The sequence below is a fragment of the Curtobacterium flaccumfaciens pv. betae genome, assembly GCF_026241855.1.
GTDB classification, from domain to species: Bacteria; Actinomycetota; Actinomycetes; order Actinomycetales; family Microbacteriaceae; genus Curtobacterium; species Curtobacterium flaccumfaciens.
This window is the reverse complement of the sequence record NZ_JAPJDC010000001.1, coordinates 2,347,496-2,370,721: the sequence shown is the minus strand read 5'-3', so window position 1 is coordinate 2,370,721 and position 23,226 is coordinate 2,347,496. Positions and strand designations below refer to the sequence as shown.

At 72.1% G+C, this 23,226-nt stretch carries 22 protein-coding genes and 1 tRNA gene; 13 read left to right on the top strand and 10 right to left on the bottom strand.

Going from position 1 to position 23,226, the window contains the following annotated elements; all coding sequences use genetic code 11:
- Positions 1–88: 88 nt before the first annotated feature.
- The gene (locus ORG17_RS11115; protein WP_051596923.1) at positions 89–958 is read right to left on the bottom strand and encodes an RDD family protein; all 870 of its coding nucleotides are present in this window, start codon (positions 956–958) and stop codon (positions 89–91) included.
- Positions 959–1,000: 42 nt separating this feature from the next.
- Here ORG17_RS11115 and ORG17_RS11110 point away from each other — a divergent pair, with 42 nt between their 5' ends.
- Positions 1,001–1,999, top strand: coding sequence for a stage II sporulation protein M (locus tag ORG17_RS11110; protein ID WP_111056074.1), 999 nt, complete (start codon positions 1,001–1,003; stop codon positions 1,997–1,999).
- 13 nt (positions 2,000–2,012) lie between these two features.
- Here ORG17_RS11110 and ORG17_RS11105 read toward each other — a convergent pair whose 3' ends face one another.
- The 5 genes from ORG17_RS11105 to ORG17_RS11085 are packed head-to-tail and all read right to left on the bottom strand — an operon-like array spanning position 2,013 to position 7,474.
- A complete protein-coding gene (locus ORG17_RS11105; RefSeq protein WP_214525892.1) occupies positions 2,013–3,365 on the bottom strand; it encodes a DUF58 domain-containing protein in 1,353 nt (450 codons plus the stop codon).
- Entirely contained in the window at positions 3,365–4,372 is a 1,008-nt protein-coding gene (locus tag ORG17_RS11100; protein ID WP_371836761.1) for an AAA family ATPase, read from the bottom strand. Before ORG17_RS11100 ends, ORG17_RS11105 begins: the two co-directional genes overlap by 1 nt.
- Before the next feature lie 5 nt (positions 4,373–4,377).
- Positions 4,378–5,628, bottom strand: coding sequence for a DUF4350 domain-containing protein (locus tag ORG17_RS11095; RefSeq protein ID WP_214525891.1), 1,251 nt, complete (start codon positions 5,626–5,628; stop codon positions 4,378–4,380).
- A complete protein-coding gene (locus tag ORG17_RS11090; RefSeq protein ID WP_214525890.1) occupies positions 5,625–6,308 on the bottom strand; it encodes a DUF4129 domain-containing protein in 684 nt (227 codons plus the stop codon). Before ORG17_RS11090 ends, ORG17_RS11095 begins: the two co-directional genes overlap by 4 nt.
- Positions 6,263–7,474 (bottom strand): glycerophosphoryl diester phosphodiesterase membrane domain-containing protein, encoded by a 1,212-nt coding sequence (locus tag ORG17_RS11085; RefSeq protein ID WP_214525888.1) that lies wholly within the window; start codon positions 7,472–7,474, stop codon positions 6,263–6,265. Before ORG17_RS11085 ends, ORG17_RS11090 begins: the two co-directional genes overlap by 46 nt.
- 317 nt (positions 7,475–7,791) lie before the next feature.
- Here ORG17_RS11085 and mtrA point away from each other — a divergent pair, with 317 nt between their 5' ends.
- From mtrA to secA, 6 genes are all read left to right on the top strand, one after another.
- Complete coding sequence (mtrA, locus tag ORG17_RS11080) at positions 7,792–8,466, top strand: MtrAB system response regulator MtrA (protein ID WP_017888813.1); 675 nt, start codon at positions 7,792–7,794, stop codon at positions 8,464–8,466.
- 5 nt (positions 8,467–8,471) lie between these two features.
- Positions 8,472–10,196: an MtrAB system histidine kinase MtrB gene (mtrB, locus tag ORG17_RS11075; protein ID WP_214525886.1), complete on the top strand. Its 1,725-nt coding sequence runs from the start codon at positions 8,472–8,474 to the stop codon at positions 10,194–10,196.
- Positions 10,196–11,878: a GerMN domain-containing protein gene (locus ORG17_RS11070; RefSeq protein WP_214525884.1), complete on the top strand. Its 1,683-nt coding sequence runs from the start codon at positions 10,196–10,198 to the stop codon at positions 11,876–11,878. Before mtrB ends, ORG17_RS11070 begins: the two co-directional genes overlap by 1 nt.
- Positions 11,879–11,975: 97 nt before the next feature.
- Positions 11,976–12,638, top strand: coding sequence for a ComF family protein (locus tag ORG17_RS11065; protein WP_214525883.1), 663 nt, complete (start codon positions 11,976–11,978; stop codon positions 12,636–12,638).
- 158 nt (positions 12,639–12,796) lie between these two features.
- Positions 12,797–13,513, top strand: coding sequence for a ribosome hibernation-promoting factor, HPF/YfiA family (hpf, locus tag ORG17_RS11060; protein WP_214525882.1), 717 nt, complete (start codon positions 12,797–12,799; stop codon positions 13,511–13,513).
- Between the two features lie 171 nt (positions 13,514–13,684).
- Entirely contained in the window at positions 13,685–16,465 is a 2,781-nt protein-coding gene (gene secA / locus ORG17_RS11055; RefSeq protein WP_111056066.1) for a preprotein translocase subunit SecA, read from the top strand.
- A 143-nt stretch (positions 16,466–16,608) separates the two neighbouring features.
- On the opposite strand, the gene ORG17_RS11050 is transcribed toward secA, so the two are convergent.
- On the bottom strand, positions 16,609–17,049 hold the full coding sequence (locus ORG17_RS11050) for an Rv3235 family protein (protein ID WP_176708998.1): 441 nt from the start codon (positions 17,047–17,049) through the stop codon (positions 16,609–16,611).
- Positions 17,050–17,167: 118 nt separating this feature from the next.
- Here ORG17_RS11050 and ORG17_RS11045 point away from each other — a divergent pair, with 118 nt between their 5' ends.
- The gene (locus tag ORG17_RS11045) at positions 17,168–18,667 is read left to right on the top strand and encodes a sensor histidine kinase (protein WP_027466510.1); all 1,500 of its coding nucleotides are present in this window, start codon (positions 17,168–17,170) and stop codon (positions 18,665–18,667) included.
- Positions 18,668–18,835: 168 nt separating this feature from the next.
- Here the strand turns inward: ORG17_RS11045 and ORG17_RS11040 are convergent, their stop codons facing one another.
- A complete protein-coding gene (locus ORG17_RS11040; protein WP_017888820.1) occupies positions 18,836–19,084 on the bottom strand; it encodes a WhiB family transcriptional regulator in 249 nt (82 codons plus the stop codon).
- 261 nt (positions 19,085–19,345) lie between these two features.
- Between ORG17_RS11040 and ORG17_RS11035 the strand changes: the two genes are divergently transcribed.
- Positions 19,346–19,777, top strand: a complete 432-nt coding sequence (locus tag ORG17_RS11035; protein ID WP_035808873.1) for a hypothetical protein — start codon at positions 19,346–19,348, stop codon at positions 19,775–19,777.
- Positions 19,778–19,856: 79 nt separating this feature from the next.
- Here ORG17_RS11035 and bcp read toward each other — a convergent pair whose 3' ends face one another.
- The gene (bcp, locus tag ORG17_RS11030) at positions 19,857–20,327 is read right to left on the bottom strand and encodes a thioredoxin-dependent thiol peroxidase (protein WP_027466512.1); all 471 of its coding nucleotides are present in this window, start codon (positions 20,325–20,327) and stop codon (positions 19,857–19,859) included.
- 95 nt (positions 20,328–20,422) lie between these two features.
- Here bcp and ORG17_RS11025 point away from each other — a divergent pair.
- Positions 20,423–20,495 (top strand) — tRNA-Lys (locus ORG17_RS11025).
- Positions 20,496–20,600: 105 nt separating this feature from the next.
- On the opposite strand, the gene ORG17_RS11020 is transcribed toward ORG17_RS11025, so the two are convergent.
- A complete protein-coding gene (locus ORG17_RS11020; protein WP_214525880.1) occupies positions 20,601–21,257 on the bottom strand; it encodes a YigZ family protein in 657 nt (218 codons plus the stop codon).
- A 95-nt stretch (positions 21,258–21,352) separates the two neighbouring features.
- Between ORG17_RS11020 and ORG17_RS11015 the strand changes: the two genes are divergently transcribed.
- Genes ORG17_RS11015 through ORG17_RS11005 form a run of 3 tightly spaced genes read left to right on the top strand, consistent with a single transcriptional unit; the run spans position 21,353 to position 23,174 of the window.
- The gene (locus ORG17_RS11015) at positions 21,353–21,793 is read left to right on the top strand and encodes a hypothetical protein (RefSeq protein WP_051596928.1); all 441 of its coding nucleotides are present in this window, start codon (positions 21,353–21,355) and stop codon (positions 21,791–21,793) included.
- Positions 21,790–22,251, top strand: coding sequence for an ImmA/IrrE family metallo-endopeptidase (locus ORG17_RS11010; RefSeq protein ID WP_214525877.1), 462 nt, complete (start codon positions 21,790–21,792; stop codon positions 22,249–22,251). The genes ORG17_RS11015 and ORG17_RS11010 overlap by 4 nt, the downstream gene beginning before the upstream one ends.
- Positions 22,248–23,174, top strand: coding sequence for a hypothetical protein (locus ORG17_RS11005; RefSeq protein WP_214525876.1), 927 nt, complete (start codon positions 22,248–22,250; stop codon positions 23,172–23,174). The genes ORG17_RS11010 and ORG17_RS11005 overlap by 4 nt, the downstream gene beginning before the upstream one ends.
- The last annotated feature ends 52 nt before the right edge of the window (positions 23,175–23,226 follow it).

Sequence of the window (23,226 nt, the reverse complement as noted above, 5' to 3'; positions counted from 1 at the left end):
GTGTTCGCACGTTGAACCCCTGCGCGCGGGTGTTCAGCGCGCGAACACCGGTGTTTTGCGAGCAGCGCGCGGCGCGCGGCGCGGCGCGTCAGCGCGGGAAGCCGGGCGGGGGCGCCGCCGCCGTCGCACCCGCGGCGGTGAGCAGTTCGGCGCGGGCACCCAGCGCCCGGACGTCCCGTCGGCGCCGCAGCACGACGACCCCGGCCAGGAAGACCTCGGGCGGGACGGGCGGCACGGGGTGCGCGAACGCGGACACCTCGGCCGCCAGGGTCTGCGCCGCGGCCTCGCGCAGTTCGGGGCGCATCAGAGCAGCCCCGCGGAAGAACGCCCCCAGGCGGTTCTCCAGCCGCTGCGGCAGCGCCGAGACGTCCGCGACGACGGCCCACGCCGTCAGCTCCGGGGGCAGCAGCACCTCGGGGTCCCGCTGCTTCGGCAGGCGCTCGTGCTGCACGATCGTGCCCGCGAGCAGGTCGCCGAGGCGCCGGGGCCGACTGCCGAACAGCGCGACGAGCAGGGCGACCGAGCCGAACGTCATCCAGAGCTCGAACAGGCCGACGAGCGCCCGGGTGAAGGCGTGCCGGAACCCGATCGCGCCGCCGTCGAGCCGGACCACCCGGGTGCCGGTGGCGAACCGTCCGACGCTCCGTCCCTTCGTCACCGTCTCGACCGCCGCGGGGACCAGCACCAGCACGACGACGAGCAGCACGATGCCGAGCGCTGCGCCCCAGGCCGGGTCGATGCCGCTGGGCCAGAGCCGCGAGACACCGAACAGCGCGAGCACGAACAGGACGAGGACGCACAGGCCGTCCAGCAGCGCGGCCGCGAGCCGCAGCACGAGTCCGGCGGGTTGGACGTCGAGCGCGACGCCCTCGCCCACCACCAGCTCGTCGGCGGTCTCGTCGAGGTCGCGCGAGAACCGGGCGTCGGCGAGGTCACGCGGCGTGCGGGGCTTCGGCATGGGATCATTCTGTCGGAGATCGCGCGACCTGAGGGGGAACACGTGGACCTGGATGCCTACACCGAGGTGCACCGTGACCGGTGGCAGGAGCTCGACCGTCTGGCACGTGCCCGGCACCGGTCCGGTGCGGACGTCGACCGGCTCGTCGCCGGCTACCAGGAGGCCGCGACCGACCTCGCCCGCATCCGGGGCGCCGCACCGCGCACCGTGGCCGGCGACCGGCTCTCGCTGACGCTGTTCCGCGCCCGCCTGCGGTTCACGGGGACCCCCGTCGACCCGCTGACCGCCGTCGCCCTGTTCTTCACGCGGCAGCTGCCTGCGGCGCTCTACCGGATCCGCTGGGTGACCATCTGGGTCGCGCTCGCGACGGTGGCGATCGCGGCGATCGTCGCCGTCTGGATCACCACCACCCCCGGTGCGACGGCGACGTTCGGCAGCGACGAGGCCCTGCGCCGGTACGCCACGCAGGACTTCGTCGACTACTACTCCGACCGTGGCCTCGGGGCCTTCACCGCGCAGGTCTGGACGAACAACGCCTACATCGCCGCGACGATGGTGGCGTTCGGCATCACCGGTGTCTTCGTGCCGTTCTCGATCATGCAGAACGCCGTCAGCCTCGGGGTCTCCGCGGCGATCATGCACTCCCAGGGGCGCCTGGCCGACTTCTTCCTCTACATCTCCCCGCACGGGCAGCTCGAGCTCTACTCGGTGTTCCTCGCCGGCGGCGCGGGGCTGATGATCTTCTGGTCGTGGGTGGCGCCGGGGTCCGGACGCACCCGCGCCCAGGCCCTCGCCGAGGACGGCCGTGCGCTCATCACCATCGCGATCGGCCTGACCCTGACCCTGCTGCTGTCCGGCATCGTCGAGGGCGTGGTGACGCGGCAGGACTGGCCGTGGCCGATCAAGATCGGCATCGGTACCCTCGCCCTGGTCGCGGTGCTCGCCTACCAGTGGGTGCTCGGCGGCCGCGCGTACCGAGCGGGGGAGCGCGGCGACCTCGAGGAGTTCGAGCGCGGCTCCACCGCCCTGGTGGCCGGCTAGCGCCCGTCCCGGTTCAGAGCCGGCCGGTGGCCTTCGCGCGGATGTACGCGTCCGCGACGAGCGGCGGGACGTCCGCCGGTGCGCCGCGCACGACCTCGGCGCCGGAGCGCCGTGCGACGTCCGCCGCACCGTCCGCGTCGAGCAGGCTGCGTTCGGCGGCGGCGCGTCGGTAGACGTCGCGCTCCGCGCCGGTCGGGAGGCCCGGCACCCGTCCGCCCCGCGCGGTTCGGATCGCTGTGTTCGGGTCCACCCCGCCGCGTGCCATCTGCTGGACGGCCGGGTCCTCGATGCTCGTCACGACGACCGCGTGCCGTCGGGACAGCCGGGGGAGCACGGCGAGCAGGTCGCCCGAGGCACCGACGGAGTCGAGGCTCGAGGCGAGCACGACCAGGGCGCGCGAGGTCGTGATCGAGTCGACGAGCGCGGGCACGGATGCCCAGTCGGTCGCAGCGAGCCCGGGTTCGGCCATCGCGAGCGCCTCGCCGAAGCGCTGCACGACGTCGGTGCGGGTGGCGCCGTGCACCCGGTCGTGCGCCGTGTCGTCGAGCACCACCAGGTCGACGCGGTCACCGGCGGCTGCCGCGAGGGCGCCGAGGAGCAGTGCCGACTCGATGAACGTGTCGAGCCGGGGTTCGTCGGCGACCCGGCCGGCACCCGCCCGGCCGGCGTCGACCACGACGACGACGCGCCGGTCGCGTTCCGGCCGCCAGGTGCGGACGACGAGGTCCTGCCGCCGCGCGGTGGCGCGCCAGTCGATCGACCGCACGTCGTCGCCGCGCACGTAGTCGCGCAGCGAGTCGAACTCGGTGCCGTGCCCGCGGAGCTGCAGCGTGGTCTCGCCGTCGAGCTCGCGGAGCCGTGCCAACCGTGACGGCAGGTGCCGTCGGGAGCGGAACGGCGGCGTCACGACGAGTTCGCCCGGTGCCGCGACGACCCGCTGCCGTGCGGCGAGGCCCAGGGGACCGAAGGACCGCACCGCGACCCCGGTGGTGCGGCGTCGACCACGACGGAACGGTGTGAAGCGCATCCGGGCCGTCCGTCGTTCCCCGGCGGGGACCGTCATCCGGATCCGACGGGGACGGTGGCCGGCCGACGGCTCCCACATGTCGCGGACCACACCGCGGACCGTTCGGGAGCCGTCGTTGGCGAGCACGAGGGTGCCGTCCGCGGTGCTGTCGCGTCGGGCGAGCCGGGGCATCCGCCGCTCCACCCGGACCCGTCGCAGGTCGGCGGCGAGCACGACGTCGAGGGCCGCGGCGAGGAGCACCACCCCGACCCACGCCAGACCGGCCCACCCGCTGCCGAGCAGCACGGTGGGCACGAGGGCGACGGCGAGGAGCGCGACGAACCGGCCGGAGACCGCCACTAGATCGGCACCCGCACCTGCTCGAGCACCTGCTGGAGCACGCCGTCGGCGCCGACGCCCTCGAGCTCGGCGTCGGCGGCGACCCGCAGGCGGTGCCGCCAGACCGGCAGGGTCATGGCCTGCACGTGGTCCGGGGTGATCGCGTCGTAGCCGGTGAGCCAGGCCCAGGCCTTGGCGGCCGCGAGCAGTGCCGTCGCACCGCGGGGGCTGACACCGACACGGACGGACGGTGCCTGCCGGGTGGCCCGGGCGAGGTCGACGATGTACGCGAGCACGTCGTCGCGGGCACCGACGGCGCGCACGGCACGCTGCGCACGGACCACTTCGTCGACGCCGACCACCGGGGTGATGCCGGCCGACCGGACGTCGCGCGGCACGAAGCCGTCGGCGTGACGCCGGAGCACCTGCCACTCGACGTCGCGCGGCGGGATGTCGAGGGTCAGCTTCATCAGGAACCGGTCGAGCTGCGCCTCGGGCAGCGTGTACGTGCCCTCGAACTCGATCGGGTTCATCGTCGCGGCGACGAAGAAGGGGTCCGGCAACGCACGGGCGTCACCGTCGACGCTCACCTGGCGTTCCTCCATCGCCTCGAGCAGCGCCGACTGGGTCTTCGGCGGCGTGCGGTTGACCTCGTCGGCGAGCAGGACGTTCGTGAAGACGGGGCCCTCGCGGAACGGGAACGTGCCGGTCGAGGCGTCGTAGACGAGCGACCCGGTGACGTCGCCGGGCATCAGGTCCGGCGTGAACTGGATGCGCTTCGTGTCGAGCGTCATCGCGGCGGCGAGGCTGCGGACGAGCAGGGTCTTCGCGACACCGGGGACGCCCTCGAGCAGCACGTGCCCCTGCGCGAGGAGTCCGACGATCATGCCGGAGACCGCGCCCTCCTGGCCGACGACGGCCTTCGCGACCTCGGTGCGGACCCGGCCGAACGCGTCGCGCAGGTCGGAGACGGCCGCGGTCGTGGGGTCGTGCTCCGGCGCGGTGTGCTCGGTGGTGGCAGGGGGCAGGTCGGTCACGGTCGTGCTCCTGGTCGGTCGGGGTCAGAGGTCGGTCGGTCGCCGGAGGTCGCCCGGCGCACGGCGCGTTCGAGGTCGTCGAGCGCCGCGGTGCCGTCGACGAGCGCACGGTCGTCGGCGGTGGTCCCGCCGACGAGCACGGCACCGACACGGGTGTGCGGGATGCCGGTGGCCTGGGCCGCGGCCCGGACGACCTCGTCGACGTGGGCCGAACGGGGGAGTCCGAGCATCCGGCCGATGCGGCGGACGGCGGCGACGCGCAGGGTGTCGAGGGCGTGGGTGCGGTCACGGGTGCGGGCGTACATCCGGGCACGCCCCTCGGTGGTCTCGGCAGCACGGACGACGACGGGCAACCGCTCGACGACGAGCGGGCCGAGCCGTCGGCCCCGCCAGACACCGGCTGCGACGGCGACGAGGGCGAGCAGTGCGAGGGCACTCGGGACCCACGGCGGGGCGAGCTCGCCGAGGGTCGGGGCGGCGTCGGGGGTGCCGACCGCCGGGGTGTACCAGACGAGTCGCTCCTCGGCGCCGAGCAGCCCGAGGGCGAGCGCGGCGTTCCCGGCGGTGGCGATCGTGTCGTTCCGGAACGCCGAGGTCGTGCCGAGCAGGGTGACGTCGCCGCCCGGCGTCGCGGTGCGCACGAGTCCCCAGACGCGCGAGCCGCCGTCGCCGGTCGGCGCGCACCGTTCTGCGTCGTCGTCGTCGTCCACGGCGTACCCGGAGCCGGCGGTGGTGACCCGGGCAGCCGAGGCCGCCGCCGGGATCCCGCACGAGGCCGTCGAGACGGTGGCGTCTCCGTCGACCTGGACGGCCGGGTCGACCGGGAGCCCGAGCAGTGCCTCGAGCCCGGCGCCGCTCGTGCCGACGACCACGACGTGCCGCGCCGTGCGGGCGATCCGTTCCGCGACGTCGGGGTCGAGCGCACCGTCGGCGTCGTCGATGAACACCGTGCCGCCGTCGATCCCACTGACGCCGTCGACGGTGTCGGTGACGGAGACCGCGGTGCCCCGCTGCTCGAGCACCCGGACCAGGGCGGCCGAACCACTCGCCGTCGTCGAGGTCGGGTCGAGCGCGCGCGGTGCGTCCGGGTCGGTGCCCTGCACGAGGGCAGTCAGGGCGGCGAGCAGGACGCCGACCAGGACGATGGCGACCCAGAACCCGACGCGGAACCGGCGTCCCTCGGTCGGAGCCGGAGCCGGAGCAGGAGTCGGCCCGGTGCTCGTCCGCGTGGCGGTGTCGGTCGTCATGCCGGTACCGCCGGTCCCTCGGCGCGGGCGGGGCGGGCCTGCCGGACGGAGCGCTCGGTGTCGAGCACGCGGAGGGCCGCGGCCTCGTCGGCCTCACCACCGAGGTACCGGACCGCGTCGAACGCGGTCGCTGCCGCGTCGAGTGCACCGGCCGACGCGGGGAACGGAACGGCGCCCCGTGCGGCGATCGTCCGCGCGGTGGCTCCGGGCACGTCGGGCACCAGGTCGCGCTCGCCGAGGCCCCTGGCGATCGCGCGGAACCCGTCGAGCACCGCTGCTGACCAGTCGGCGCGACGGACCGCGGCCTGTGCCGCTTCGAGGAGTTCCCGGGCGGAGCGCAGGTCGTCGGCGTCGAACACCCCGCCGGTGTCACCGTCACCGGCCCGGGCGCGCCGGCGGGGGAGTCCGCGGGCGACGACGACGAGCACGACGACCGCGACGAGGACCACGATCGCGATCACCAGCGCCGTGCGGGCCGCAGCGGGGGAGTCGATGCCGTCGGCGCGGAGCGACCCGAGCCAGTCGAGGAAGGAGCGCGAGGCACGGTCCCACCACGTCGGCCGGGCACCGTCGTAGGCGGACCGCTCGAGTTCACGCTCGAGCAGGCGCCGCGCCTCGTCCGGGTCGACCGCCGTCACGCGGAGCCGTTCGGTGGCGCCTGGCCCGGACCCGGCTGCCACGGCTGCTGCTGTTGCTGCGGGCCCGGCTGCCACGGCTGTTGCTGCTGACCGGGCTGCCACGGCTGCTGCTGCGCGGGCTGCCAGGACTGCTGCTGCCCCGGCCACTGCTGCGCCTGCCACTGCTGGCCACCCCACTGCTGCTGCGGCGGCCACGGCGGGCGTGCGACGGGCTCGGACGGCGCGAACGGGTCGGTCGGCTGCCCCGAGTCGAGGTGCGACGCGATCCGCTGGTCGAGCGCCTCGGTGCGGATCCGCCGGTCGATGGCGAGGAACGTGGTGATCGACGCGCTCAGCACGTCGGTGATGCACTGCACCGCGATCGCGAGCAGGCTCCCGACGACGATGGCGATGACCGCACCGGTACCGGCACCCGACGTGCCGCCCGTCTGCCCGAGGGGGTCGAAGGTGCCCCCGATGAGCACGGCGCCGATGGTGAGCGGGATCGACGCGATGGACGCGGCGAACCCGAACATGAGCTGCACGAGCAGCAGGATGCCGAAGGTCCGCCAGAAGGCCCCGCGGGTCAGGCGCCACGACTGGGCGGCAGCGGTGAAGACCGGCCGGCCCTCGAGCGCGATGGTCGGGACGGTGAGCACGAAGCGCGTGGCGAGCCACACGACGACGACACCGATCCCGAGCACGAACAGCACGAGCGCCAGCACGAACCACCCGGTGCCGGAGTCGGCGGCACCCATGGCTGCGAACACCCCGAAGAACACGAGCCCGGCCAGGATCGCGAGGACCACGCCGGCCCCGATCTGCACGAGCATCCACGCGACGACGGACCACCGGCGGCCGGCGAGCAGCGCCCACAGCCCCCGGAACGTGGCTCGACGGCCGAGCACCCGCTGCCCGGTGTCCGCGGCGACCGGCGCCACCAGGAACCCGCGACCGAGGTAGGCGAGGAACGGCAGCACGACCGAGAGCAGTGCCGTGAGCGTCAGCGTGCCCGCGACCACCGAGTCGGCACCGCTGCCGCCGTCGAGGGCCGAGAACATCCGCGACTGCAGCGCTTGCTGCCCGAAGGTGCTGGCCAGCGTCGAGAGCAGGCCGAGCACGCCGCTCAGCAGCACGCTCCAGAGCAGCAGCACGCGGGCGTTCCGGCGGAAGACCGTGAACGCGCCGGCCAGGACGTCACCGAGGCCGAGCGGGCGCAGGGGGATCACCGGACGCGAGCCGCCGGACGGGCCGCCCGGTCGCCCCTGACCCGGCCCCGGGGCGGGCTGCGGCGGCACGGAGAAGCGGGGCGGGCCTCCAGACAGGGGTCCGGGTCCGGACGCCGGCGGCGTCGGCGCACCCTGCTGCCCAACGCCCGGTGTGTGCCAATCGGACATGACTCCAGCCCCCTCGTCGTGTCGGACCGAGCCAGCGATGCACGGTCCACCTCCATCCTGGCGGAAAACCCGGCTCGGCGGGGCCTCGGCTATCGTGTGGGGACACGTGCCGACCACGGCACCCGCACGCCACCCGGAGTCCAGATCACATGACACCGCGCATCCTCGTCGTCGACGACGACCAGGCCCTCTCCGAGATGATCGGCATCGTGCTCCGCTCCGAGGGGTACGAACCCGAGTTCAGCGCCGACGGCAACGACGCCGTCGACGCGTTCCACGCCACCAAGCCGGACCTCGTCCTGCTCGACGTCATGCTGCCCGGCATCGACGGCATCGAGGTGTGCAAGCGCATCCGTGCCGAGAGCGGCACGCCGATCATCATGCTCACCGCGAAGAGCGACACCGCCGACGTCGTCCTCGGGCTCGAGAACGGTGCCGATGACTACGTCGTGAAGCCCTTCAACCCGAAGGAGCTCGTCGCCCGCATCCGGACCCGCCTGCGGCCGAGCGCGTCCGACGCCACCGTGCTGCACGTCGGCGACGTCACGGTCGACGTCGCCGGGCACGAGGTGCGCCGCGGCGACACCGTGATCGCGCTCACGCCGCTCGAGTTCGACCTGCTCCGGGCGCTCGCCGAGAAGCCGAACCAGGTGTTCACCCGCGAGATGCTGCTCGAGCAGGTCTGGGGCTACCACTACAAGGCGGACACCCGCCTGGTGAACGTGCACGTGCAGCGGCTTCGCGCGAAGATCGAGCACGACCCGGACAACCCGAAGACCGTCACCACGGTCCGCGGCGTCGGGTACCGCGCCGGAGGAGCCTGAGCACCGTGCCGCCCTCGACGCGCCCGTCGGGCTCGGCACGCCGCTCGGGCCGCGCCGGCGGGGCCGGCGGCGCCACCGTCTCGATCGGCGTCGTCGACCGCAGCCGTCGCCGGATGCGGCGCTGGCTCCGACGCGCCTGGCGTCCGATCGCGTACCTGTGGCGGCGCTCGCTCATGTTCCGCTCGGTCGCCATCACCGTGATGACGACGGGACTCGCGGTGGGGATCATCGGCACCGCGGTCATGGTGAGCATCTCGACGAACGTCTACTCGCAGCGCCGCGACCAGATCGAGTCCGAGTCGGCACGGGCCACCATCGTCGCCCAGGGGATCTTCGACGCGGCGACCGCGGGTGAGGACAACAACCAGTCCGAGCTCGAGACGCTGCAGAACGAGGCGCGGCAGGCGATCCTGTCGAACACGACGAGTCCGGGTGGCACGAGCATCGCGATCGAGCGGAGCCCGGACCAGTCCACGGCGCAGACGCTGCAGACCATCGCCAGCCAGGGCTTCCCGGACGCGGTGATCACCGATGCCCTGCGCAAGGAGGTCGCGCAGAACACCGGGCGGCTGAGCCTGCAGCCCGTCGAACTCGACGACGACGGGCGCCGGGTGCCGGGCCTCGCCGTCGGGTCCACGCTGCAGATCCCGAGCGCCGGCCAGTACGAGCTCTACCTGGTCTACGACCTCTCCGACGCGCAGCAGACCCTGGACTTCGTCTCCCAGACGCTCTCGATCGGCGGTGTGGCGCTCATGGTGCTCATCGCCCTGGTCACGTCGCTCGTCGTCCGGCTCGTCGTCGTGCCGATCCGCGGTGCCGCCGAGACGAGCCGGAAGATCGCCGCGGGGCGCCTCGACGAACGCATCCCGGTGCGCGGGCAGGACGACCTGGCGACCCTGGCGCGGAGCTTCAACGGGATGGCCGAGGCGGTCAGCCGCCAGATCACCCAGCTCGCCGAGCTCTCCCGCGTGCAGCAGCGGTTCGTGTCCGACGTGTCGCACGAGCTCCGCACCCCGCTCACCACGATCCGGCTCGCCGGCGACATGCTCTACGACTCCCGGCACGCGTTCGAACCATCGGTCGGCCGGTCCGCCGAGCTCCTGCACACCCAGGTGGAGCGCTTCGAGATGCTCCTCGCCGACCTGCTCGAGATCTCGCGGTACGACGCCCAGGCGGTGCAGCTCGACACCGCACCCGTCGTGCCGGCGTCCCTCGCCGCGGACATCGTCGACGAGTTCCGTCCGCTCGCCGAACGCGCCGGCGTCGAGCTGCAGCTCGCGACCCCCGGCGGCCACACCACGATGCGGCTCGACGCCAAGCGGGTCCGCCGGATCCTGCGCAACCTCGTCGGCAACGCCATCGAGCACGGTGACGCGAAGCCCGTGCAGGTCGTCGTCGACAGCGACGCTCGCACCGTCGCCATCGCCGTCCGCGACCAGGGCGTCGGCATGCCACCGGAGGACGCCGCTCGGGTGTTCGACCGCTTCTGGCGGGCCGACCCGAGCCGGAAGCGCACCATCGGAGGCACCGGGCTCGGCCTGGCGATCAGCCTCGGCGACGCGAAGCTCCACGGCGGGCGCATCGACGTGTGGTCCCGACCGGGCGAGGGCTCGACCTTCGTGCTCACCCTGCCGCGCAACGAGCAGGGCACCACCGCCACCTCGGCGATCCCGCTGCCCGAGCTCGACGAGTCGTACGACGGCCCCCGCGCCGTGCGAGAGGAGTCCTGATGCGCCACCGGATCCGCCACGTCCTCGCCGTCGTGCTCGCCGCGGTCAGCCTGCTCGCGGTCACCGCCTGCGCGGCCATCCCGACCGACGGCGCCGTGCGCACCGGGCAGACGATCAAGGACGAGTCGCTCTCGGGCGTCGACTTCCGGCCGGACAAGCCGATCACCGGGTCCGACCAGACGGCGATCCTCCGCGGGTTCATCGCCGCCGCGACCGGTGCCCAGGACAACTACGCGATCGCCCGGCAGTTCCTGGCCGCCGACTTCGCCCAGCAGTGGAACCCGCGGCAGGGCGTCACGATCCGCGACGGCAGCGGCACCGTCGAGCGCGCCGACGACAGCGAACTCACCTACACGATGACGGCCAGTGCCACGGTCGACTCCGAGGGGGAGTACACCCAGGCCGTCCGCCCGACCTCGTCGACGCTGACGTTCCAGTTCGTCCGCGAGGACGGCGAGTGGCGCATCGCCTACGCCCCGGACGGCATCATCCTGTCGCCGGTCAGCTTCGAGTCGGTGTTCCAGCCGCACGCGCTGTACTTCTACGACCCGACCTACCGCTTCCTCGTGCCCGACCAGCGCTGGTTCCTCGCCCGCTCCTCCACGAGCACCCGCATCGCCAGCGCCCTGCTCGCGGGGCCCGCCGACTGGCTGAAGGGCGCCGTCGTCTCGTCGTTCCCGGAGGGCACCCAGCTGTCCCTCAACGCGGTGACGATCGACAGCGGCACCGCCCTGGTCGACCTGTCGAGCGACGCCCTGCGCGCGAGCACCGTCGACAAGGTCCGGATGCGGGAACAGCTCAGCAAGTCCCTCGCCTCGGTCGCCACCATCTCGTCGGTCTCGATGACGATCGAGGGCGCGACGCTGTCGGTGCCGGACTCCGGGGGAGCGGACGCCCAGCAGAACCCCGACGTCGACCCCCGACCCCTGGTCGACGAGGACGGCGTCGTCGGCTACGCCGCCTCGGGCACCGGCAAGGTCTCCGAGCTCGGCAGCGGCGTCGGGGCCGCGATCGCCGGCCTCGACCCGACCTCGATCGCCCTGTCGGCGTCCGGCACCACGGCCGCCGTCGGCAACCGGGACGGCGTCGTCGTCGTGCGCGGCAAGGACCGCCTGCGCGTCGATGCCCGCGACGACCTCATCGCCCCCGCCGTCGACGACCTCGGCTTCGTCTGGGCGGGGCAGCAGTCCGACACCCGTCACATCACCGCGTACGGCCTCGGCGGCGACCCCCACCAGGTGCGCACCACCCTGCCGCGCGGCGACCTCGTGTCGTTCCAGGTGTCCCGCGACTCGACCAGGGCGCTCGCGCTCATCCAGACCTCGGACGGCCCCGGCCTGTACGTGATGGCGATCATCCGCGGTTCCGACCGGTCACCGACCTCGTTCGGCGCCCCGGTCCGGGTGCAGGCCGCCAGCGGCACCGCGGTCGACGCCACGTGGGTGAGCGACACCGACGTCGCCTCGGTCGGGCAGACCCCCACCGGTCCGAACATCGTCCGCACCACCATCGGCGGCAAGTCGAGCACCCTGCCGAAGCCCGACGGGCGCGCCACCGCGATCAGCGGCGGCAGCGGTGGCGCGCTGCTGCTCCGGATGTCGAGCGGCAACGTCCTGCAGTCCACCGGGGGTGGCTGGGACACGACGGGCGTCACCGCCGACGTGCTCGGCGTCCAGCGCTGACGCGACGGTCCTCCACACCCCACCCGGCCTGGAGGCCCGTCCACCGTCCGGCGCACCGGCCCACCGCCGTCGTCCGGTCACCACCACAGTCGTGGGCATGTCCCCTGATGACGCCCCCACCCCCTGGTGCGATGCCCTGCTCGCCGTGCTCGGGCTCGTCCTGCCCGTCACCTGCCTGGGCTGCGGCCGCCCGGACCGCGCGCTCTGCCCACCGTGCGGCGCGGCGCTCGCAGCACGGCCCCGGCGGGTCCGGCTGGTCGCCGGCGTCCGGCTCGACGCCGCCTTCGAGTACGAGGGGCTGGTCCGCACCCTGGTCCTCGAACTCAAGCTCCGGGGCCGGGTCGACGTCGCCCGACCGCTCGGCGTCCGCTTCGGTGCACTCGTCCGTGCGGCGCTCGCCGCGGCCCCGGACGGCACCGTGGTGCTCCGGGTGCCGCCGTCCCGGGCGGGCGCCCGACGGCGTGGGTTCGACCCGGTGGTGCTGCTGCTCGCCCGTGGTGGTGTCCGGCACACGGGGCGCCTCGTCCGCACCCCTGCCGGACGACGGCGATCCGGACCGGGGCAGAAGGAGCGGTCGGCGGTGGAACGCGTCGCCGCGACCGTCGGGACCCTGCGTGCGTCCGGCGTCGACGGCCGCGACGTCGTGCTCGTCGACGACGTCGTCACCACGGGAGTGACGATGGCTGAGGGCGTCCGTGCCGTGCGCGCTGCGGGCGGGCGGGTGGTGCGCTGTGTCGCCGTGGCGAGCGTCGACGACTGACGCTCGGTGAACACCCGGTGGCCGCTGTGTGTCCGGTGAGTGTCCGACGGACTCGCCGCCTCCCCGTGACGCCGAGGGTGCGCCGGGTCTAGCCTCGCGACAAGGCGTTCGGGTCGCCGGACGGAGGCGACGCGCCGACACTGGATGGGAGCCGCCACATGGACGTGACGATCACGGGCCGGAACGTCGGGGTCACCGACCGTTTCCGCACCTACGTCGAACAGAAGTCCGAGAAGATCGACGTGCTCGCCGACCGCGCCCTCGCCTTCGAGGTGCGCATCAGCCGCCACCACGAGAAGTCGAGCGGCAGCCAGGGCGAGGACCGCGTGGAGCTCACGCTGATCGGACCGGGGCCGCTCGTACGGGCCGAGTCCGCGGCGTCGGACAAGTACGCCGCCTTCGACCTCGCCTTCGCGCGGATCATGGAACGCCTCCGTCGGGCGCGTGACCGCCGCAAGGTGCACCACGGCCGGCACCGCCCCACCTCGGTCGCCGAGGCCGCCGGCAGCGGCTTCGACGGCATGGGTGTCGTCCCGGCCGACGGCAAGCTCATCGAGGACGTCGCGACCGGTGCCGTCCCGGTCGTCGACGAGGAGACCGCCGAGGACGAGAACGAGGTCTACAGCCCGGTCGTCATCCGGCACAAGGTCTTCGAGGCCGCCCCGATGACGGTCGACGACGCCCTGTACTACATGGAGCTCGTCGGGCACGACTTCTACCTGTTCCTCGACGCCGAGACCCGCCGTCCGAGTGTCGTGTACCGACGCAAGGGCTGGGACTACGGCGTGATCGGCATCGACGAGGTGCCGGCCGGCCAGGCGCCGGCCGCGGTCGACGCGGACGCCGACGCGGAGCGCGCAGCCGCGATCGCCTGATCCCACTCGGGACCACCGGTCCCGCACCGTGTGCGCGGTCCGTTCGCGGGCCGCGCACACCCGTGTCCGCGGGCAGCGGCGCCGCTCACAGCGCCGTGCGTTCGCGGGTTGCTAGCATGACTGGTCGATCGGGCGTGCAGGTCGCGCGCGACGACCTCGTAAGGAGTTCACGTGGCAAACGTGCTGGAGAAGGTCCTCCGCATCGGCGAAGGACGAACCCTCCGTCGGCTGAAGGCGTACGCCTCGGCCATCAACGACCTCGAGGACGACTTCTCGAGCCTCACCGACGAGGAACTCCACGACGAGACCAAGGAGCTGCGCGAGCGGTACGCCAACGGCGAGACCCTCGACGACCTCCTGCCCGAGGCGTTCGCCGCCGTGCGTGAAGCCGCGAAGCGGACCCTCGGCATGCGGCACTTCGACGTGCAGCTCATGGGTGGCGCGGCACTGCACCTCGGCAACATCGCCGAGATGAAGACCGGTGAGGGCAAGACCCTCGTCGCGACGACCGCCGCGTACCTCAACGCGATCCCGTCGCGCGGCGTGCACGTCATCACGGTCAACGACTACCTGGCGTCGTACCAGTCCGAGATCATGGGCCGCGTCTTCCGCGCGCTCGGCATGACCACCGGCTGCATCATCGCGAACCAGAGCCCGGCCGAGCGCCGCGAGCAGTACGCCGCCGACATCACGTACGGCACGAACAACGAGTTCGGCTTCGACTACCTGCGCGACAACATGGCGTGGCAGGCCTCCGACATGGTGCAGCGCGGCCACTTCTTCGCCGTGGTGGACGAGGTCGACTCGATCCTCATCGACGAGGCCCGCACGCCGCTCATCATCTCCGGTCCGTCCTCGGGCGAGGCCAACCGCTGGTTCACCGAGTTTGCCTCGATCGCCAAGCGCCTCACCCCGGGCGAGGACTACGAGGTCGACGAGAAGAAGCGCACCGTCGGTGTCCTCGAGCCCGGCATCGAGAAGGTCGAGGACTACCTCGGCATCGAGAACCTGTACGAGTCGGCGAACACCCCGCTCATCTCGTTCCTGAACAACTCCATCAAGGCCGTCGCCCTGTTCAAGAAGGACAAGGACTACGTCGTGATGAACGGCGAGGTGCTCATCGTCGACGAGCACACCGGCCGCATCCTGATGGGCCGCCGCTACAACGAGGGCATCCACCAGGCGATCGAGGCGAAGGAAGGCGTCGAGGTCAAGGCCGAGAACCAGACCCTCGCCACCGTCACGCTGCAGAACTACTTCCGCCTCTACCAGAAGCTCTCCGGCATGACCGGCACCGCCGAGACCGAGGCGGCCGAGTTCATGTCGACCTACAAGCTCGGCGTCGTCCCCATCCCGACGAACAAGCCGATGCAGCGCATCGACCAGACGGACCTCGTCTACAAGAACGAGAAGGCGAAGTTCGAGCAGGTCGCCGAGGATATCGCGGAGCGCCACGAGAAGGGCCAGCCCGTCCTCGTCGGCACCACGAGCGTCGAGAAGTCCGAGTACCTGTCGAAGCTCCTCGCCAAGCAGGGCGTCAAGCACGAGGTCCTCAACGCCAAGAACCACGCCCGTGAAGCCGCGATCGTCGCCCAGGCCGGTCGCTTCGGCGCCGTGACCGTCGCGACGAACATGGCCGGTCGTGGTACCGACATCATGCTCGGTGGCAACGCGGAGTTCCTCGCCGTGCAGGAGATGCACGTCAAGGGCCTGTCGCCGACCGAGACCCCGGACGAGTACGAGGCCGAGTGGGACGACGTGTTCGCCCGCGTCAAGGCCGAGGTCGAGGAAGAGGGCGACAAGGTCCGCGCCGTCGGCGGCCTGTACGTGCTCGGTACCGAGCGCCACGAGTCGCGCCGCATCGACAACCAGCTGCGTGGTCGTTCCGGCCGTCAGGGTGACCCGGGCGAGAGCCGCTTCTACCTGTCGCTGACCGACGACCTTATGCGCCTGTTCAACTCCGGTGCCGCCGAGAGCCTCATGGGCCGCTCGAACGTGCCGGACGACCTGGCGATCGAGAACAAGCTCGTCGGCCGTGCGATCCGGTCCGCCCAGGCGCAGGTCGAGGGCCGCAACGCCGAGATCCGCAAGAACGTCCTGAAGTACGACGACGTCCTGAACCGCCAGCGCGAGGCGATCTACAGCGACCGCCGCCACATCCTCGAGGGCGACGACCTGCACGACCGTGCGCAGTCGTTCCTCAAGGCCGTCATCGACGACGTGATCGACAGCCACACCGGCGAAGGCTCCCCGGACGACTGGGACCTCGACGCCATGTGGACCGAGCTCGGCACGCTCTACCCGATCTCGATCTCCATCGACGAGGTCATCACCGAGGCCGGCTCGAAGGGCAAGGCGTCGCGTGACTTCCTGGCCCGCGAGATCCTCTCGGACGCCAAGCTGGCCTACCAGCAGCGTGAGGAGCTCCTCGGCGACGAGGCGATGCGTGAGCTCGAGCGTCGCGTGGTGCTCTCGGTGATCGACCGCCGCTGGCGCGACCACCTGTACGAGATGGACTACCTGAAGGACGGCATCGGCCTCCGCGCGATGGCGCAGCGCGACCCGCTGGTCGAGTACCAGCGCGAGGGCTACGCCCTGTTCCAGACGATGATGGGGCAGATCCGCGAAGAGTCCGTCGGCTACCTGTTCAACCTCGAGGTCCAGGTGCAGTCCGACGGCGAGAACGCGGTGATCGAGGCCAAGGGTCTCGGCGAGGACGAGGTCTCCGGCCTCGAGTACTCGGCGCCGTCGATCGACGGCGAGGTCGAGGTCCGCGACGAGAAGGGTCGCCTCGAGCAGGCGGCGACCGCTCGTGCGCAGCGCGCCCAGGCCGAGGCCGAAGCGGCCGCCGAACCGGAGCAGGGCTCCGCGTTCGGCAACGCGGCCACGGCCTCCGGCCAGGCCGCGGCGAGCAACCGCGCCGAGCGTCGCCAGGCGGCCAAGAAGAACTAGCGTCCGCGCGCGAGCGCATCGTGAGCAGGAATGGTCGGGTCCCACGTCGGGACCCGACCATTCCTGCTCACCAAGCGTGACCGCCGACGGACGGGAGGCCCGTGGCGGCGCCGCCACGGGCCTCCAGTCCGTCCGCGACCCGGCTACAGGACCCCGATCGCGGTCGCCTGCCACCGTCCGTGTCGCTCTTCGAGCCGCATGGCGACCGCTCGCGCGTGACTGCGCGTGTGCACGACCACCGTCGCCTCGGCGACGCCCGCCGCGGGGCGGCACACCAGGACGCTGCCGACCCGGAGCACCGGGCGCCCGCGTGCCCGCCGACCGGAGCCCCGGGCGTGCGCTGCCACCGCGGCCCGCTGCTGCAGGTGCCGCTGCACGTCGTCGCTGATCCACCGGGCGATGCTGTCGACCTCCCGCGCGCCGGTGAGCACCTCGGCGACGCAGAGCCCGAGCGCTCGTGCCGTCGTCGCCGGGTCCGGGGGACCGGTCGCCGTGGCGGGCTCCGGCGGCGGTTCGACGATCCGCAACGGCGGTGGGTGCGTCGTCGTCGTCTCGTGATCGATGCGGCGTGCCTGCTCTGCCACCCCTGCCCCTTCCGTCGTTGGAGCGAGCGTATGGGGCGTGCAACATGCAAAATACAAACCGTTCCACGCTGTGGAGAGGGCGACGTTCTCCACAAGGCGTCGGACCTAGACTGGCTGGGTGTCGACCCTCAGTGACCTCGTCCTCGCGCAAGGCCGTTCCTCGGAAGCAGACGTGGAGTGGCTCCACCTGCTCGTGGGGGACTGGCAGCTCCTCGCCGACCTGTCGTTCGCCGACATGGTGCTCTGGGTGCCGACCGCCGAGGACGGCTCGTTCGTGGCCGTCGCACACGCCCGGCCGAGCTCCGCGGCGACGCTGTTCTACCGGGACATCGTCGGGCAGGAGATCCGCGAGGAGTGGCGCGGCCAGGTGACCGAGAGCTTCGCCGGGTCACGGGTCGTCGACTCCGCCGAGCCGGACTGGTACGAGGACACCCCGACTCGCGTCCGCGCGATCCCGGTGCTCCGCCGCCTCAGCGCGAAGAGCGCCGAGACCACCGAGCGGCCGATCGCCGTCGTCACCCGGCACTCCAACCAGGACGAGATGCGGACCCCGAGCCGCCAGGAGCTCAACTTCACCGCGAGCGCGAACGACCTGTTCGGCATGATCGCCACCGGTGACTTCCCCGACCTCGGTGCACCGGCGGGCCCTCGTCGTGGTGCGCCCCGTGCCAGTGACGGCCTGCTGCGCCTCGACACCGCCGGCATCGTCACGTTCGCGAGCCCGAACGGCCTGAGCGCGTTCAACCGCATGGGCTTCGAGGGGGAACTCGAGCGGAAGTCCCTCGCCGAGGTCACCACCGAGCTCATCGGTGCCCAGCTCGACGTCGACGAGTCCCTGCCGCTCGTCGTCACCGGCCGCGCACCGTGGCGGGCGGACATCGAGTCGAAGGGCGTCACGGTGTCGCTCCGCTCGATCCCGCTCCGCGACCACGGTGAGCGCATCGGTGCCATCGTGCTCTGCCGCGACGTGTCCGAACTGCGGCACCAGGAGCGCGAGCTCATCACCAAGGACGCCACGATCCGCGAGATCCACCACCGCGTGAAGAACAACCTGCAGACGGTGGCGTCCCTGCTCCGGATCCAGGCGCGTCGCACGCACTCGGACGAAGCGCGGACCTCGCTGCAGAACGCCATGCGGCGCGTCGCCGCCATCGCCGTCGTGCACGACACCCTGTCGAGCGGCCTCAGCCAGACGGTGGACTTCGACGAGGTGTTCGACTCGGTGCTCAAGCTCGTCACCGAGGTCGCCGCGTCGCACAACACCACCGTGCACCCGAAGAAGACCGGCGAGTTCGGGGTGCTGCCGTCCGAGGCTGCGACGCCGCTCGCCCTCGGCCTCACCGAGCTCGTGACGAACGCCGTCGAGCACGGGCTGGACGGCCGTGACGGCGAGGTCGAGATCGTCGCCCGCCGCTTCGACGACCACCTGGAGATCGAGGTCCGCGACAACGGCGTGGGGCTCCCCGAGGGCAAGGTCGGTTCGGGCCTCGGCACGCAGATCGTCCGAACGCTCATCCAGGGCGAGCTCGGCGGCACCATCGACTGGCACACCCTGACGGGCAGCGGCACCGAGGTGACGATCACCATCCCGTTCCGCTGGTTGACCGCCCCCGCCTGACGCCGCCCGGCGGTTCGAGTCCGCAAAACACCGGTGTTCGCCGGTCGAACACCCGCATTCCGGTGTTCGATGCGTGAACACCGGTGTCTTGCAGAAGCCGCCCGCACGCACGACGACGCCCGCCGCCCCCGAGGGGACGACGGGCGTCGTGGTGTCAGACGACCGGGGTCAGGACGCGCGGCGAGCGCGGGCGGCGCGGCGCTTCAGGGCACGACGCTCGTCCTCGCTGAGACCACCCCAGACACCCGAGTCCTGGTTGTTCTCGAGTGCGTACTGCAGGCACATCTCGGTGACCGTGCAACGCGCACAGACCGACTTGGCCTTCTCGATCTGGTCGACGGCGGGCCCGGTGTTCCCGACGGGGAAGAAGAGCTCGGGGTCTGCGGTGAGGCAGGCAGCCTTGTCACGCCAGTCCATGTGTGGTGCTCCTTGATGTCGATGCTCGAACGGCAGGCCGGGGCCGTGGTTCGGGGGATCGGAACGCTGACCATGCATGCGGCATGGAGGGGACAACTGTGGGGAGGAGTCCGCAGGAAGCGTGTCTGACGCCCGCGAGACGCTCGGGGGAGGAGCGATGAACCACGGGAGACGCACACCACATCGTGCCGTCCAAACGACCTCCAATATCGTTCCATACTGGTAGGGCCAAATCAAGGGTTCCGATGCTGGAGGATCACTGTGCACGACGACACCCCGAACGACACCGATCCCTCCGCACCCGTCGCGCGCCGGTCGCCGGCGATGCTGGGGTTGCTCGCCGTGGTCGGCCTCGAGTTCCTCGCGCTGGTGGTGGTGACGGTCGTCCTGGTGGTCGAACTGCTCGTCGCCCCGGCCACGAGCATCGCCTCCGGCATCGCCCTCACGGTCCTCGTCGCCATCGCCGCGCTCTGGCTCGGTGCGCTGCTGAACGGCCTGTGGCAGGGCCGGGCCTGGGTGCGTTCCGGCATCATCGTCTGGCAGGTCCTGCAGGGCGCCATCGCGATCGGAGCGTTCCAGGGCGTCTTCCGGGTCGCCGCGGTCGGCTGGCTGCTGCTCGTCCCGGCCCTGCTCGGCATCACGCTGGTGCTGTCCCGGTCGGTGACGGCCGCGCTCGCGCGTCCGGCCGAGTAGACGGTCTGGTCCGCCACACACCGGAGGCCCGGTGCCGGTTCCGAGAACCGGCACCGGGCCTCCGGTGCGTGGCCGGTCCTCAGACCAGGCCGAGCTTCTTCCGCAGGCTCGCCACGTGACCGGTCGCCTTGACGTTGTAGAGCGGCAGCTGCACGGTGCCGTCCTCGTCGACCACGATCGTGGACCGGATCGTGCCGGTGACGATCTTGCCGTAGTTGTTCTTCTCGCCCCAGGCCGCGTAGGCCTTGTGCACGGCGAGGTCGGGGTCGCTCAGCAGCGGGAAGGTCAGCGCCTGCTCGTGCTGGAACGTCTTGAGCTTCGCCTGCTCGTCCTTCGAGACGCCGAGGACCTCGTAGCCGGCGGCCTGCAGCGAGGACATGTTGTCGCGGAAGTCGCAGGCCTCGGTGGTGCAGCCCGGGGTGGAGGCCGCCGGGTAGAAGTACACGATGACCTTCTTGCCACGAAGGGCAGCGAGGGAGTGCTCCACACCGTCCTGGTCGGGCAGCGTGAAGTCGGGGGCGGTGTCGCCGGGGACGAGACGGTCGGTCATGGTGCTCCTGTTCGCGTCGTGCGCCCACGAGTGGTCGTGGGCGCGCGAAACCCATGCTATTGTTGATTCCCGTTGCGGCACGGAAGCCGGAACATGCACCTCTAGCTCAATTGGCAGAGCAACTGACTCTTAATCAGTGGGTTCTCGGTTCAAGTCCGAGGGGGTGCACCGCAGGACGAACGCCCCGGCTCATCGAGTCGGGGCGTTCGTGCGTTCCGGGCAGGTTTCCACGCCGAAGCGGAGACACGCCCGAGGTGTGCAGGAACCGCGGATTCAGTCGGCGGGGACGTCGACGATCCGCTCCTCGCCGATGACGGGTTCGAGCGAACCGGCCGACGCGGCGGCGAGGTCGGCCGTCAGGGCGCCGAGCGACTCGTGGGGGACCCACACCTTGAAGGTCGCCGCCTGCCCGTACTCGGTCGGACCGAGCGTCGCGTGGTGGTGCCGGACCCAGTCGCGCAGCACGTTGTCGAGCCGACCGGCGTCGGCGTGGTCGACGTCGAAGCGCACCTGCGTCAGGGCCTCGCGGCGGACGAGGACCGCCGTGTCGAGCGCCTCGGACACCGAGGTCGAGTAGGCCCGGACCAGTCCGCCGGCACCGAGCTTCACCCCGCCGAAGTACCGCGTGACGACCGCGACGACGTCGGTCAGGCCGCGGCGTCGCAGGACCTCGAGCATCGGGACGCCCGCGGTGCCGGAGGGTTCCCCGTCGTCCGAGGAACGGGCCTGGTCCCCGAGCACGCCGGTGACCATCGCCGTGCAGTTGTGCCGGGCGTCCCAGTACCGCCGGCGGACCTCGGCGATCACGCGGTCGGCGTCCTCGACGCCGGAGACCGGCGCGACGGTGGTGATGAAGCGCGACTTCGTGATGACGATCTCGTGCTCGACCGGTGCCGCGACGGTGGCGGGGAAGCGGCGGGGCATGCCCACGAGGGTAGCGGCGCGCGTGGCGGGCGCCCGCGCTAGCATGGCGTCCACGCGCCGGACCCACACCTCGCGCGGACACGGCTGGGGAGGAGTCCGACATGGACACGGGTGATCTGAAGGGCGGGGCGCTCGACGCCGCCGAGCTCGCGCGCCGCCTCAACCTGCTCCTCGACTTCGAGGAGTCCCAGCGTGGCGCCCCGGTGCCGTTCTCCTCGATCGAGGAGTACGTCGCGGCCCACGGTGGGTCGCTGTCCCGGGCGAAGTGGACGTACATGCTCTCCGGCGACGGCCGCCGCAACCGCGACACCGAGCTCCTGCGCCTGCTGGCCGGGTACTTCGAGGTCGACGAACGCTTCCTGCTCGAGGACAGCGAGGTACCGGAACGGATCGGTGCCCAGCTCGCCCTCGTCCGGTCCCTGCGCTCCGCCCGCGTGAGCGGCTTCGCGGCCCGGACCTTCCCCGGTGAACTCTCACCCGACGCGCTGCGGCGCATCGCCGAGGTGCTCGAGGAGGAATCGCAGCGGGGGAGTGTCGCATGACCGACGCCCTCGTCGAGGCGTTCTGGGCTCGTGGTGCCGCCGAGGGGTGGTCGGACGTCGACCAGGCCGTCGCCGCCGCCGCTGACGTCGTCGGCAAGCCGATCGTGGTGCGCGAGGAGTCGTTCCTGGCCGCCGAGCCCGTGTGCGGCTTCGTGGCCACGCTCGAGCACGCGCACCTCGTGATGATCTCGCCGACGGCCTCGCCGACGTTCCGGTCGTTCGTCATCGGCCACGAGCTCGGGCACGTCCTGCACCGGCACCAGGAGCACGCCCCGCAGAGCGCGTACATCCGCGACGTCGTCCCCGACCTGCCCGAGTACAAGGTCGAGCGTGCGCTGGCCCGGGGCATGTTCTCGAACACCTACGAGCACGAGGCCGAGGTCTTCGCCGACCGCCTGGCCACGGTGATCCGCCAGCACCGCGGCCGCCCGAGCGCCTTCCGAGGGGTCTTCGGGTGATCATCGCCGTCGTCCAGGCGGTGCTGCTCATCGTCGGGACGATCGTGCTGCTGGTCCTGCAACGCGGGCAGGACCGCACGCTGGCGTTCACGTTCCTGCTCTTCGCCGCCACCATCGTGACGAACGTCGACCCGCTGTACCGGTGGCTCGACCCGCTGCTCGGCGGGTACAACGTCGTGACCGTCGTCAGCGACTGCCTCATGGTGGCCGGCACGAGCACGCTGCTGTGGGGCGTGGCGAAGGCGGTCGGTGCTGCGCGGCCCTGGCTCCGGAACGCGGTCGTGGTGTCCTTCGTCGTGGTCGTCGTGGTGGTCGTCGTCGCGTTCACCGTGCTCGACAAGCCCGCGACCACGACGACCTTCATGCTCGACGCCGGCTCCCACCCGGCGGCCACCGTCTACTCGATCGCGCAGACCGTCTACCTCGGAGTCGCTCTCGGCGCGACGGGGTTCATCTGCGTGCTCCGGCTCCGCGAAGCCCGGACGACCACCGACCTGGTGGGGCTGTGGGTCCTGGTCCTCGGTGGGGTGCTCGGGGTCGTCCGCATGGTCGTGGTCGTCGTGATGGACGTCGCCCACGTCGCCGGTGACCTCGACGTCACGCACGCGCTCTCGCTGCCCTACGACGTCACCACGCCGGGAGCCGTGCTGTGCGTGGCGTCCGGCATGCTGCTGCTCGTCGTCGGACACCGGATCTCCCGCCGGCGCCGGGCCCGCCGCGTGGACGATGCGCTGCGCCGCCTGGCGCCGCTGCACGAACGGATCGGGGTGGACAACGCCTACCCGCCGACCGACGACCCCGCGACCCGGCTCAGCCGCCGCATCGTCGAGATCAACGACGGCGTCCGGGGCGCACGGGCGTCACTGTCCGACGCCGAGCGTGCCGCCCTCGCCGACGCCGAGGCCGCGCTCGAGACCGCGTAGTCCCTCGACGCTGCCGGACAGGCCGTGTAGAGTCTGTAGCAGGTGCTACAGA